Consider the following 11,538-nt stretch of genomic DNA (forward strand, 5'->3'; position numbering starts at 1 on the left):
GTCGCGGTCGGCAACCGGACAGTCCACCCCGGCCGTCGGGCGTCGGCCGTGGGTGCGCCGGTCAGGCCCGGACCCGGCGGGCCGAGCGGGGTGCGGGGCGGGTGGGTCGGCCGACCCGGGTGACGTGCAGCAGGCGCTGCGGCGCGACGTCGAGCAGCGCACCGAGCGCCGTCCGGGTGGTGGGGACGTCGATGAGCTGGCTCAGCGGGTGGGCGGCCAGGCCCGCCGTGTGCAGGGTCAGCCAGGCCCGCAGCAGCACCCGTCCGAACTCGACCTGGCCGGGCGGGTCGAGGTGCTCCGGGGCGAGCAGGACCAGCACGGTGCCGCCGCGGGCGAGGGGGTCGGCGGCGGCGAGCAGCCGGGGCAGGCCCAGCGGACGCAGCACCGGGTACCCGGCCAGTGCCGCGCGCAGCCCGACGGCGGCGGGACGCGACAGGGTGAGGCACCTGTCGGTGAGCCCGTCGGCGTGGTAGCCCGGATGTGTCGGGTCCAGCCGCAGCCAGCGCCGCAGTTCCGCGACGACCGCCGGGTCGGCGTACTGCCGGCGGTCGGCGGTGCGCAGCAGGGTGCCGAGCCGGCCGGCGTCCGGCACGGCCCGCACGCCGCCGCCGGCAGGGCGGGCGACCGCGTCCAGCGCGGCGCGGGTGTCCGGGCCCACCGCCCCGGCGAGGACGCCCCGGTGGGTCCGGCGTTCCCACACGTCGGTGGTGCGGAACGGCGTCGGGTGACGCACGGGCGCGGGGCGCAGCAGCCCCACCCACCGGTGGTGTTCGTCGTGGTCGGCGACGTACTCCAGCCGCAGGCCGGCGTCGGCCGCGACGATCAGGCAGGTTTCGACGAACGCGCCGAGGGACAGCCGCAGGTCCCGGCCGGTGGGGTCGCCGACGGGCAGGGTGTGGGCGGGGTCCCAGCCGATCCGGATCGCGTCGGGTTCGTAGCGCAGCCGCCACGGCTGGGTGTTGTGCGCGCTCGGTGCCCGCCAACACCACGGTTCGAGGGCGCGGAACGCGTCGTGGTCCATCAGCGCTCCCTGGCGTAGAAGGTGTACCCGTGCAGCGGGCGACCGCCGAGGCGGCGGTACTGGGCGGCCGAGGCGGCGTTGTCCCGCCCGACGTAGGTGCTGCGCAGTGTGGTGTAGCCGCCGGTGTACAGGTTGCGGTGCAGGTGGGTGGAGAGCAGCCGTTGGTAGCCGCGTCCCTGGTGCTGCGGGAGCACCCCCTTGACGATCAGCACGGCCTCCCGGCGGTAGCGGCGGCGGGCGGCCAGCAACCGGGCCTGGTTGAGCAGGTGCAGGTCGCCCCGGACGGCGATCAGGAACTCTGAGATGTCGGGTACGCAGAGCACGAACGCCACCGGTTCGCCGTCGCGGGTCAGGTAGAGCAGCAGCGACTCGTCCAGCAGGTACGCCAGCCCGTCGGTCTGCCGCCGTAGCTGCGCGGCGGAGATCGGCGTGTAGTAGCCGAGCTGGGCGAAGGAGGCGTTGAGCATTCCGCGTAGCAGGTCGAGCTGTTCGTCGAGGCGGCGGACGTCGCCCCGGTGCAGTGCGATCCGCGCGCCGTCCGGGTCGACGTGCACGGGCGGGACCGGCTCCGGCGGGGCGGGCACGGGGCAGATCCAGGTGTCGGCCTCGAACCGGCGGACGAACCCGGACGCCTCGTAGGCGGTCGCGTACCACGGCGGGTTCCAGGCGCTGTCGACGAAGCCCCGCTCGGCGTGCCCGGAGGTGATCACGCCGCCGGCCTGGTTGGGGAGCAGCGCCACCGGGCCGAACAGCAGGTCCCGGTCGGTGCCGGCGTGCGCGGTGATCGCGTCGAACAGCGGCTGCGCCGCCGGCTCGGTGAACTCGGTGAGCCCGAAGAGCTGGCACCGGCGGCCGAGCTTGGCGTCGAAGTCCGCGTCGGTGTGCAGGGTGGTCCGGCCGACGACCGTGCCGGCGGCGTCGCGCAGCAGGTACAGCGGTACGCCGTCGCGCCACCAGCGGCGGATCTGCTGGCGGGGGGTGGGCACGTGGCGGGGTTCGCCGACGTAGAGGCGGTCGCCGAAGGCCAGGAACTGCCGCAGGCCGCGCCGGTCGGTGACCCGGGTGAACCGGTGCCGGGCGGGGCTCATCGGCGTACCGCCGGCCCGGTCGTCTCCGCGCCCAGCGGGGTGAAGGTGGCGATGTGCCCCATCTCGGGGCCCTCGGCCCGCCAGGTGCCGTTGGAGTAGCCGTCGGGGGTGGCGGTGTAGAGCCGGATGAAGCCGGCGGTGGCGTTGCGGGTGCCGTCGGTCAGCCAGACCATCAGCCGGCGGTGGTGCCGGGTACGGGCGAAACGCAGCATCGCGTCGCGGTCGGTGAAGAACGCGATGGTGCCGAGGGTCAGCGGGAACTGCCAGTAGACGGTGTGCCAGCAGTAGCCGTTCATCCGGCGCATGTCGCGCAGCATCCGGAACCAGGAGGGGGCGAGCCGCAGCAGCACCAGCGGGTTGGTGTAGCGGGTGCCGCCGATGAACATGGCGCCGGCGCGGGCCTGCGCGGGGGCTCGGGAGAAGTCACGGGTACGCATGGTCACCTCACCAGGTAGCTGTTCTTGATCTTCTGTTGCCCGGCGAACGGGCCGGTGCCGGGGGTGTGCAGCTCGACCCGCAGGTCCCCGGCGGTGGAGTCCTCCACCAGGGACTGCGCGAAGTCGCGGGAGACCGAGGTCAGGTGCCGGCGTACGCCGAGCCGGCACGCGTCGGCGAGCGCGGCGCGTTGCGCGGCGGCCAGCGGGCGGCGCAGTTCGAGGTGGATCACCGGCCGGCTCTCCAGCGTCGCGTCCTCGACCAGCGCCAGGCAGAACCGGCTGATCTCGGCGGCGTACGGGTTGCCGACGTAGAGGCCGTACTCGACGTCCTGCGGGTAGAGGTTCGCGCCGAGGTAGGAGATGGTGGAGTCGCTGCGACCGAAGAGCAGCAGCAGCGGCAGGGTCATCCGCTCGGCGGCGAGCGCGGTGCGCAGTTCGGCCCGGCGTACCGGGTCGGCGCAGACCAGGTCGACGGCCCGCCGGTACGGCACGAGCAGCGCCTCGTCCCCGACGTTGTACCGCAGCCGGGGCTGGAGCACGTCGCCGCCGGTGACCGTGCAGAGCAGTTCCCGTCGCTCGTTGGTCTCCAGGTAGGTGGCGAACGGGTTGTACTGGAACACCATCGGCAGCCGTTGCTCGTCGGTGCCGAGCAGGGCGTCGCGCAGCCCCCGGTCGGTCTGCAGACGCCTGCGCAGCCACACCGTGAAGCGGGTCTCCGCGCCGATGCCGATGCTCAGGTCCGACGCCCCGTACGCCGACCGGACGAGGGTGAAGCGTTGCTCCAGGTAGTCGCGCAGCGCCTCGGTCATCCCCTCCCCGCCGCAGCTGGCCGCGACGCGGTAGCGCGACCAGGGGAAACCCTCGGCGTCGAGCCGGTCGCGCAGGTGTTTGAGGAACGGCGGGTAGGCGGTCACCAGGTAGTCGAATTCGGGCCCGAACTCCCGCAGCGTGTCGATGATCTTCCCGAGGTCGGGGCCGGTGTTCTTCACCACCGCGATCCGGGCCATCGCCGCGCCGGTGGTCGTCCCGGTGGCCCAGGCGCCCATCGAGTAGGCGTTGATGACGAACGGTCGGCGCATCGGGAATACCAGCCCGGTGTAGCCGGCGATGTCCCGGTGCACGGCGCGCAGTTCCCGTTCGCTGCGCGGCCAGTTGAACGGCTGCCCGGCCGAGCCGGCCGACTCGTCGACGACCACCCCCCGGGTGGGCAGCCGCCCGTGCCGGCACCGGGCGGCGGCGTCGTGCGCCGTCACATAGCTGCGCTTGTCGGTCTCGGGGAAGTCGGTGAGCCGGCGGCGTACGCCCGCCGGGCGGGCTTGCAGGAAGGCGCGGTAGGCGGGGACCTGCCGGGCGGCCCGCGCGCACACCGTCCGGGCGTGCGCGGCGGCCAGCCCGTCGAGCACCGGGTGGTGCCGCCGGGCCGTCCAGCGCCAGCCGGCGGGGTGCCGGGCGGCGAGCCGGCCCAGCGCGGCCACCGCGCGGCCGAGGGCCCCCAGGCCGACCTGCCGGCCGTGCGCCACCACGGCCGGCAACGGCGATTCGACGGTACGCAGGGCGACGGGTCGGTGCGGTAGCTCGGCCATGCCGACCACTCTGTCCGGGCCGGCGCGCCGGGTCCTGAGGCCGGGTGCGGTGGATACCTGAGTATTCCTACTCGGTCGGCCGGCAGGGGTCAGCCGGTGGGCCGGCCGAACCAGCGGGTCAGGTGGTCGTCCAGGTCGGCCCGGTCGTCGCCGAGCCAGGCGACGTGACCGTCGGGGCGCAGCAGGACGCAGGGGGCGTCCAGGGCCGCCGTGGGGTCGGCGAGGTGGTCGACCCGGTCGGCCCAGCCGGCGACGCCGAGCCGGCCGGTGCGGTCCAGCAGCAGGCCCCGGCCGTGGCGCAGCCGGTCGTAGAGGCGACCCGATCGCAGGTCGAGGTCACGCAGCCGCCGGCCGAGCAGGTCGGGTCCCGGGCCGAGGTCGTAGCGGACGCCGATCCCGGTGATCTTCTCGGTCAGGTGGCGGTTCACCGCGTCGAGGCCGACCAGTTCGGTGAGCAGCCGGCGTACCGCCGCCGGGCCGGGTCCGGTGGACAGCAGTTCCGTCTGGGCGCGGGTGTTGTCCAGCACGTCCGCAGCGACCGGGCGGCGTTCGTCCTGGTAGGTGTCCAGCAGGGTGGCCGGCGCCCAGCCCCGGATCTGGGCGGCCAGTTTCCAGCCGAGGTTGACCGCGTCCTGCACGCCGAGGTTGAGGCCCTGCCCGCCGATGGGCGGATGGATGTGCGCCGCGTCGCCGGCCAGCAGCACCCGCCCCACCCGGTAGGCGTCGGCGAGCCGGGTGGCGTCGCCGAAGCGGGACAGCCAGCGCGGGGAGTGCACCCCGAAGTCGGTGCCGGCGACGGCGCGCAACTGCTGTCGGACGTCGGCGATGGTGGGTGGCACCGTACGGTCGGCGACCCCGGCGGCGGGGACGACGACGCGGCAGGACCCGCCGCCGAAGGGGGTGAGGCTGAAGCGTCTGTCGACCTCCCCGAGCCCGGCCAGCGTGGCCGCGATCTCCTCAGGCGACATGCCGACCGCCATCTCCCCCATCAGCGTCTCGGTCCGGGTGGGCTCCCCGGGGAAGCCGACCCCGAGCAGCTTGCGCACGGTGCTGCGGCCGCCGTCGCAGCCGACGAGGTAGCGGGCCCGCAGCCGGTGCCCGTCGGCCAGGGTGACACGCACCCCCGCGTCGTCCTGGTCGAGGCCCACCACCGGCGTGCCGTGGCGGACCTGCGCCCCGAGGCCGGTCGCGTGCTCGTCGAGCAGCCGCACCACGACCGGCTGCGGGATGCCCAGCAGGTAGGGGTGGGCGGTGTCCAGGCCGGGGGGCGGGGGCGCGGCGATGGCGGCGAAGAAGCCGGCGGCGGGTCGTCGCCGGCCGTGTTCGTGCAGGCGGTCGAGCAGCCCCCGCATCGCCATCAGCTCGATGGTGCGCACGTGCAGGCCGACGATCCGCACCATCGACGGGGGTTCGGTCTCCCGCTCCAGGACGAGCACCCGGATGTCGTGCAGGCGTAGTTCGGCGGCGAGCATCGCGCCGGTCGGGCCGCAGCCGACGATGATCACGTCGGCGTCCCGGGGCAGCGGACCGGTGCCGGCCGGTGGCGGAAGGTCGGGGCCGGGGTCGCCGACCGGGGTGGGCACGGTCGGGTCGACGGGCGAGGGGGTGGGGAACTGCGGCCGGGACACGGGGAGCCTTTCGGGAGAGCCTGGCGGTGGGGCACTCCCGGGCGACGGCTACGTCGGTCGCCCGACCGTGACGGGACGGGGGAGCACCCACATCGGTACGACGTTCACGGGGTCTCACCTCCTCGGGCGGTGCGGACGGGGCAGCGGCAAGGTACGCGTCGGATCGGCGGCCTGTCCAGCGCGTTTCCGCCGACGGGCACTCCGGGGTTTCGAATGTTTCGGCGTCCGCCCGGTCAGCGGCGGACCCGTCCGCGCGCCATCCCCCCGCCGGCCCCGGCCCGCCTCGCGTCCACCTGCGCGAACCTGCTCCCCGCCGGATCGCCGACCCCGGAGAGGTTTCCGGAACATTTCCGAAAGTTGTTGACAGTATGGTCGACCGGTATCGATACTGACCCTTCGATAGGCATACACATGCATCGATTATTGAAGTCGTGTACCGAGGAGGGTCCGTGGGCAGCAGCCTGAGGCGACGCAGGATAGTGAGCAGAACAGCCTTGCCGGCGGCGGTGTTGTTACTGGTCGGCGGCGCGGTGGCGGTCCAGTCCGGCACCCCGGCCGCCGCCGCCGAGACCACGCTGCGGGCCGCGGCGGCCAAGGCCGGTCTGTTCTTCGGCACCGCGTCCTCACCGAACCGGCTCTACCCGATCCTCGCCCAGGAATTCGGCCAGCTGACCCCCGAGAACGACATGAAGCCCGACCGGATCGCCACGTCGAGCGGTGGGCTGCAGAACACCAGCGGCGCGGACCAGCTGGTCAACCACGCGCAGAGCAACGGCATGCTGGTCCGGGGGCACACGCTGGTGTGGCACTCGCAGGCCGGCGCGCTCCAGGGGGCCAGCCAGGCCACGCTGAACACCTTCATCGGCAACGCCATCAACCGCTGGGGCAGCAAGATCGCCTACTGGGACGTGGTCAACGAGTCGCTGGAGGACAACAACACCGGCCGCCGCCGCAACCAGTGGCCGCACACCATGAACCGGGACGCCAACGGCGACGGCGACTTCTTCGACGCCGGGGACACCGACGTCATCCGGGACTCGTTCATCCGGGCCAAGCAGGTCGTGCAGGCCGGCGGATACTCCACCAAGCTCTGCATCAACGACTACGACGTCGAGGGGCTGACCGTCCAGGGCGGTGGCCCGAACCGCAAGGCCAACGCGCTGTACGACATCGTGCGGACCTACCGCCAGTACATCGACTGCGTCGGGTTCCAGTCGCACTTCAACGACAACCCGAACAGCATCATCAGCAACGACCTCCAGGCCAACATCCAACGCTTCGCCGACCTCGGCGTCGAGGTGCACCTGTCCGAGGTGGACATCGACGACGACCTGAGCAACAACGACATCGGCACCGGCCAGGCGGAGAACTACCGCAAGGTCGTCCGGGCCTGCCTGAACGTCGCGAAGTGCACCGGCATCACCGTCTGGGGCATCTCCGACAGCGAGTCGTGGCGCTCCTCCGAGCGGGGCCTGCTGTTCACCGGCGGCAACGGCAGCTACCAGAAGAAGGCGGCGTACTACGCCGTCCTCGACGAGCTGAACAAGGGCCGGGGCACGACCCCGCCGACCACCACGCCACCGCCCACCACGCCACCGCCGACCACCCCGCCGCCCACCACCCCGCCGCCGACGACGCCGCCCCCCACCACCCCGCCGCCGACGACTCCCCCGCCTACCACGCCGCCGCCGACGACCGGCTGCACGGCCACGGTGTCGTTGAACTCCTGGACCGGCGGTTTCGTCGCCACCGTCCGGGTGACCGCCGGCAGCGCGCCGATCCGGGGCTGGAACGTCCAGCTCACCCTGCCGTCGGGCGCCGCGGTCACCAGCGTGTGGAACGCCAACCGCACCGGCACCAGCGGTAGCGTCCAGTTCAGCAACGTCAACTACAACGGCTCGGTCGCCGCCGGCCAGTACACCGAGTTCGGCTTCCAGGGCACCGGGTCCGCCGGCGGCCTGACCCCGGTCTGCACCGCCTCCTGAACACCGCCTGTCCCGGGTGGGCGCGGGCCGCCCGCCCGGGACAGGGGGCGGAAGCGACTTCTGACGGCGCGGGGACGACCCGGCGGGTGACCGCCGCGTCGTCCCCGCGACCCGGTGGTCCGCCGGCCGGTCCGGTCGCCCGGCGGCAGGCTAGGTTGCACGGATGAGTCTCCTCGATGAGGTCGCGCAGCGGGACGGTTGGCGATGCTGGGTGTGCGACGAGCCGGTCGACGCCGACATGTCGGTGAACCACGCGCGTGGCCCCAGCGTCGACAGCCGCACCGCCGACCGGAAGGCCAAGGTCGTGGAGCGGCTCGCCCACCGCGCCTGCAACAGCCGCAAGGGGGCGGTCAAGGTCGTCATCGCCTGGCCGGATCACCTGCACGTGGTGGAGCCCGCGCCGCTGATCACCGTCGCCGAGCGGCTCTCCCGCAAGGCGGGCCGTGAGGTGGTCGCCCGCTGTCCGCGCCGCAGGGACGCCCAGGAGACGGCGGACTGGCTGGTCGACCGGTTCTCCCGGCTGGTGCCCGGACTGCCGGTGACCGCCAGCGTCGAGGAGGGCGGCGGGCAGTATCTCGTCGCCCTGACCAGCGGTCGTCGCTGACGGCGGGGGGCTCGGCACTCCCCCGGACGTCGGGCTCAGCGGGGCAGGGCGTCGCCTCCCGCCGACCCCGGGGCCGTCGCCATGGCCGTCGGCCAGCGCAGGTCGACCCCCCGCCGCGCCAGCTCGGACTGGAAGTCCTCAAGCGACTTCGCGCTGTCGCGGACCCCGTGCGGCGGGATCTGCCGGTCCAGGCAGTACGCGGCCAACGCGCCGGCGGCCTCCCCGATCGACCACTCGGCCGGGTGCACCCGGTAGCAGCCGTTGGTGATGTGGGTGGTGCCGACGGCCTTGCCGGCGGCGATCACGTTGGTGACCCGCTCGGGCAGCAACGCCCCCAGCGGGATCTCGAACGGGTGCGCCGCCACGTCGAGGTAGCCGTCGCCGCCGGTCGTCGGGTGCAGGTCGATCCGGTAGTGGCCGGTGCCGACCGTGTCGGGATAGTGGACCGCACCGGCGGCCCCACGCACCGCGACCGACAGGTCCTGCTCGGTCGGCGTGGTCACCGCCACCAACCGGCGGGCCTCCCGGATGTACGGCGCCTGCGCGAAGCCGTCGGCGGTGCCGGTCACGTCGGGGCGCAGCCGCAGGCCGGGGAAACCGGTGCCGCCGTCCGGGCGGGGCGACTCGGTCTGCAACCAGTACAGGAACGCGTGGCTGGCCTCCCTGGCCCGCCGGACGTGCCGCGCGGCGTCCGGCACGTCGAACAGCGGCCCGTCCAGGTAGTCGTTCATCGGCCAGTTGACCAGCGTCACGTCGCTGGCGAACAGGCCGGGCCGGAACGCCTGCCGGTCGATGACCCGCCGGTACGTCCACAGCTCCGGCGCCATCAGGCCCTCCTCCATCGAGGTCGCCGTCGAGCGGGGGTTGGGGGTGAACCGGCCGGTGACCGGGCGACCCGTGCGCGGATCGGGGTAGGTCCAGCTGAACAGCGGGCCCGGCCAGCCGGGCGCCGTCCGGGTCCGCCAGTGGTCGTAGTCGGCAGGCCGGTCCACCGTGTGGTCGCCGTCGACATGGTCGAGGGCGAAGCAGACGGTGGCCGCCTGCATGTTCAGCGGGGCGGGCCGGTCCGGGGCGCTCGGTTCGCCGGTCTGCGCCTGCGACTCGGTGCCGGTGCGGTGCTCGATGCCGGCCAGGGCCAGCAGCTCACCGGTCTCGCTAGCCTCCAGGACGAGGCTGGCGCCGAGGTGGCGCAGCGTGCCGTCGGCGAGTCGGACGGTCAGGGTGGTCACCGTGTCCCCGTCGGTGTGGGCCCGCTCGACCTGCGCCCGGGTGTGCACGGTCAGCCGCCCCGCCGCCCGCCAGGGGGCGGTCATGGCCTGGAGCACCGCCAGCGCCGCCCGGGGCTCGTGACACAGTGGACTGACCCAGCCGTTGCCCGGGTTGAGTGGCCGGGTGGACCCGTCGGACGCCAGCGGGTACCAGGTCCGGTAGTGGTCGCGTACCGCCTGCCGGAACCGGCGGTAGCTGGCCGTCGAGCCGTGCGTCTCGATCCACGGGTGTTCGTCCGGCGGCACCGCCTGCGAGGTGAGCTGTCCCCCGATCCACCCGTACGGCTCGATCACGACGACCCGGGCGCCGCCCTCGCAGGCGGCCAGCGCGGCGGCGATCCCGCCCACGCCCCCGCCGACCACCAGGACGTCGGTGTGCTGCTCCGCCGGGGTGGTACGCATCAGTCCGCCTCGCCTCGTCGTGCCGTCAGGGAGAAGTGGTAACGGTCGCCCCGGTAGAGCGACACCGCGCGTTCGACGGCCCGGCCGCGTCCGTCGTAGCCGATCCGGCGTACCTCGAGCAGCGCCGCCGAGGGCGGGATCTCCAGCAGGTCGCACTGCCGGCGGGTGGGCACCACGGCGGCGATCATCTGCTGGGCCACGGTGACCTGGACGTGGTACCGGTCCTTCATGATCCCGTAGAGCCCGTTGTCGAGGTTCTCGACCAGCAGCCCGGGGAACAGGTCGGCCGGCAGGTGCACCTCTTCGAGGCACATCGGTGCGCCGTCGGCGAGCCGGAGCCGCTCCACCCGGTAGAGCAGTGACCCCTCGGGCAGGCCGAGTTCGGAGGCCGTCGCGTCGCGGGCGACCATCGCGTCCGCGACGATCAGCTTGCTGCTCGGCAGCAGGCCCCGGGCCAGCATGTCCTCGGTGAACCCGCTGAGGCTGGTGCCCTTGGCGATCCGGGTGTCCGAGACGAAGGTGCCCTGCCCCCGGATGGTGTAGACCAGGCCGGCGTCGAGCAGTTCGCGCAGCGCCTGGCGCAGCGTCGTCCGGCTCACGCCGAGTTCCTCGGCGAGGTCCCGTTCGCGGGGCAGGGCCGAGTGCGCCGGCAGGCCCGCGACGCGGTGCCGGAGTTCGGTGCGGATCTGGCTCAGTTTGGTGGTCATCACGAGTCCAACCGGGGATGCGGGCAGGCCTGCGCGAACCTGCGCGTGGTGTTGACCGGGTCCGAGATGGCGGTGCCGACGACGACTGCCCATGCGCCCTCGTCGAACGCCGCCGCGACCTGGGTACGGGTACGGTATCGCCCCTCCGCGATGACCGGAACCGGACAATGTCGACTGAGCGTCCCCACCAGGGTGATGTCCGGTCCGTCCGGGACGGGGCCGGTGACGTATCCGGACAGCGTGGTGCCGACCAGGTCGGCACCGGCGTCGACGGCGGCCATGGCCGCGTCCAGGCTGTCGACGTCGGCCATGAACAGCGCCCCGCCGGCGTGGGTCGCCGCGACGAGGTCGGACAGCTTCTCCCCGCCGGGCCGGGGCCGGCCGGTGGCGTCGGCCGCGACGATCTGCGCCCCGGCACCGGTCAGCGCGGTCACGTCGGCCTCGGTCGGGGTGATGTAGACCGGGCTGCCGGGGGTGTGCCGCTTGACCAGCCCGACCACCGGCACCCCGAGATCGACCATGCCCCGCACGTGGTCCACGCCCTGCCCCCGCAGCCCGGCGGCGCCGCCGAGCACGGCCGCGGCCGCCATCGCCATCATGTGTCCGGTGTCCCGGAACGGGCTGCGGCCCTGGGCCTGGCAGGAGACGACCAGGCGTCCACGGATGGCATCGGCCACGTTCATCGGTGTTCTGCCTTTGCGTCGAAGTCGGTCTGGACGGTGAGTGCGGCGAACGGGCCGGGCGGTGCGTCGGCCAGGGCCAGCGCACCGGCGAGCGGGTCCCCGGCGGCCGGCACCGGCTGCGCCGCGGGCGCC

Annotated in this window: 10 protein-coding genes; 2 read left to right on the top strand and 8 right to left on the bottom strand. The window is 73.7% G+C overall.

Features of this window, described 5'->3' with window-relative positions:
• Nucleotides 1–61: 61 nt before the first annotated feature.
• The 5 genes from H1A17_RS22775 to H1A17_RS22795 form a co-directional block, all read right to left on the bottom strand.
• Nucleotides 62–1,021 carry a nitroreductase gene (locus H1A17_RS22775; protein ID WP_194822848.1) on the bottom strand — a complete coding sequence of 320 codons (960 nt, stop codon included), beginning with the start codon at nt 1,019–1,021 and terminating at the stop codon, nt 62–64.
• The gene (locus H1A17_RS22780; RefSeq protein WP_194822849.1) at nt 1,021–2,109 is read right to left on the bottom strand and encodes a GNAT family N-acetyltransferase; all 1,089 of its coding nucleotides are present in this window, start codon (nt 2,107–2,109) and stop codon (nt 1,021–1,023) included. Before H1A17_RS22780 ends, H1A17_RS22775 begins: the two co-directional genes overlap by 1 nt.
• A complete protein-coding gene (locus tag H1A17_RS22785; RefSeq protein WP_194822850.1) occupies nt 2,106–2,546 on the bottom strand; it encodes a DUF4188 domain-containing protein in 441 nt (146 codons plus the stop codon). Before H1A17_RS22785 ends, H1A17_RS22780 begins: the two co-directional genes overlap by 4 nt.
• A 2-nt stretch (nt 2,547–2,548) precedes the next feature.
• Nucleotides 2,549–4,129 carry a phenylacetate--CoA ligase family protein gene (locus H1A17_RS22790; RefSeq protein ID WP_145920512.1) on the bottom strand — a complete coding sequence of 527 codons (1,581 nt, stop codon included), beginning with the start codon at nt 4,127–4,129 and terminating at the stop codon, nt 2,549–2,551.
• An 89-nt stretch (nt 4,130–4,218) separates the two neighbouring features.
• Nucleotides 4,219–5,652 carry an FAD-dependent monooxygenase gene (locus tag H1A17_RS22795; protein WP_228544058.1) on the bottom strand — a complete coding sequence of 478 codons (1,434 nt, stop codon included), beginning with the start codon at nt 5,650–5,652 and terminating at the stop codon, nt 4,219–4,221.
• Between the two features lie 584 nt (nt 5,653–6,236).
• On the opposite strand from H1A17_RS22795, the gene H1A17_RS22800 reads away from it, so the two are divergent.
• Both H1A17_RS22800 and H1A17_RS22805 read left to right on the top strand, forming a co-directional pair.
• Nucleotides 6,237–7,742 (top strand): endo-1,4-beta-xylanase, encoded by a 1,506-nt coding sequence (locus H1A17_RS22800; protein ID WP_240762207.1) that lies wholly within the window; start codon nt 6,237–6,239, stop codon nt 7,740–7,742.
• A gap of 163 nt (nt 7,743–7,905) precedes the next feature.
• A complete protein-coding gene (locus tag H1A17_RS22805) occupies nt 7,906–8,346 on the top strand; it encodes a hypothetical protein (RefSeq protein ID WP_145920514.1) in 441 nt (146 codons plus the stop codon).
• A 35-nt stretch (nt 8,347–8,381) separates the two neighbouring features.
• Here H1A17_RS22805 and H1A17_RS22810 read toward each other — a convergent pair whose 3' ends face one another.
• The 3 genes from H1A17_RS22810 to H1A17_RS22820 are packed head-to-tail and all read right to left on the bottom strand — an operon-like array spanning nt 8,382 to nt 11,406.
• On the bottom strand, nt 8,382–10,016 hold the full coding sequence (locus tag H1A17_RS22810) for an FAD-dependent oxidoreductase (RefSeq protein WP_194822851.1): 1,635 nt from the start codon (nt 10,014–10,016) through the stop codon (nt 8,382–8,384).
• Nucleotides 10,016–10,723 carry a GntR family transcriptional regulator gene (locus H1A17_RS22815; RefSeq protein WP_168222521.1) on the bottom strand — a complete coding sequence of 236 codons (708 nt, stop codon included), beginning with the start codon at nt 10,721–10,723 and terminating at the stop codon, nt 10,016–10,018. Before H1A17_RS22815 ends, H1A17_RS22810 begins: the two co-directional genes overlap by 1 nt.
• Nucleotides 10,723–11,406, bottom strand: coding sequence for an N-acetylmannosamine-6-phosphate 2-epimerase (locus tag H1A17_RS22820; protein ID WP_145920517.1), 684 nt, complete (start codon nt 11,404–11,406; stop codon nt 10,723–10,725). Before H1A17_RS22820 ends, H1A17_RS22815 begins: the two co-directional genes overlap by 1 nt.
• Between the last annotated feature and the right edge of the window lie 132 nt (nt 11,407–11,538).

The sequence above is a fragment of the Micromonospora sp. S-DT3-3-22 genome, assembly GCF_015354745.1.
In the GTDB taxonomy this organism is placed as follows: Bacteria; Actinomycetota; Actinomycetes; order Mycobacteriales; family Micromonosporaceae; genus Micromonospora; species Micromonospora wenchangensis.

What these genes read in the sequence shown, in the direction of transcription:
- H1A17_RS22775 (WP_194822848.1), bottom strand. Translation starts at nt 1,021, where the DNA reads ATGGACCACGACGCGTTCCGCGCCCTCGAACCGTGGTGTTGGCGGGCA.
- H1A17_RS22780 (WP_194822849.1), bottom strand. Translation starts at nt 2,109, where the DNA reads ATGAGCCCCGCCCGGCACCGGTTCACCCGGGTCACCGACCGGCGCGGC.
- H1A17_RS22785 (WP_194822850.1), bottom strand. Translation starts at nt 2,546, where the DNA reads ATGCGTACCCGTGACTTCTCCCGAGCCCCCGCGCAGGCCCGCGCCGGC.
- H1A17_RS22790 (WP_145920512.1), bottom strand. Translation starts at nt 4,129, where the DNA reads ATGGCCGAGCTACCGCACCGACCCGTCGCCCTGCGTACCGTCGAATCG.
- H1A17_RS22805 (WP_145920514.1), top strand. Translation starts at nt 7,906, where the DNA reads ATGAGTCTCCTCGATGAGGTCGCGCAGCGGGACGGTTGGCGATGCTGG.
- H1A17_RS22810 (WP_194822851.1), bottom strand. Translation starts at nt 10,016, where the DNA reads ATGCGTACCACCCCGGCGGAGCAGCACACCGACGTCCTGGTGGTCGGC.
- H1A17_RS22815 (WP_168222521.1), bottom strand. Translation starts at nt 10,723, where the DNA reads ATGACCACCAAACTGAGCCAGATCCGCACCGAACTCCGGCACCGCGTC.
- H1A17_RS22820 (WP_145920517.1), bottom strand. Translation starts at nt 11,406, where the DNA reads ATGAACGTGGCCGATGCCATCCGTGGACGCCTGGTCGTCTCCTGCCAG.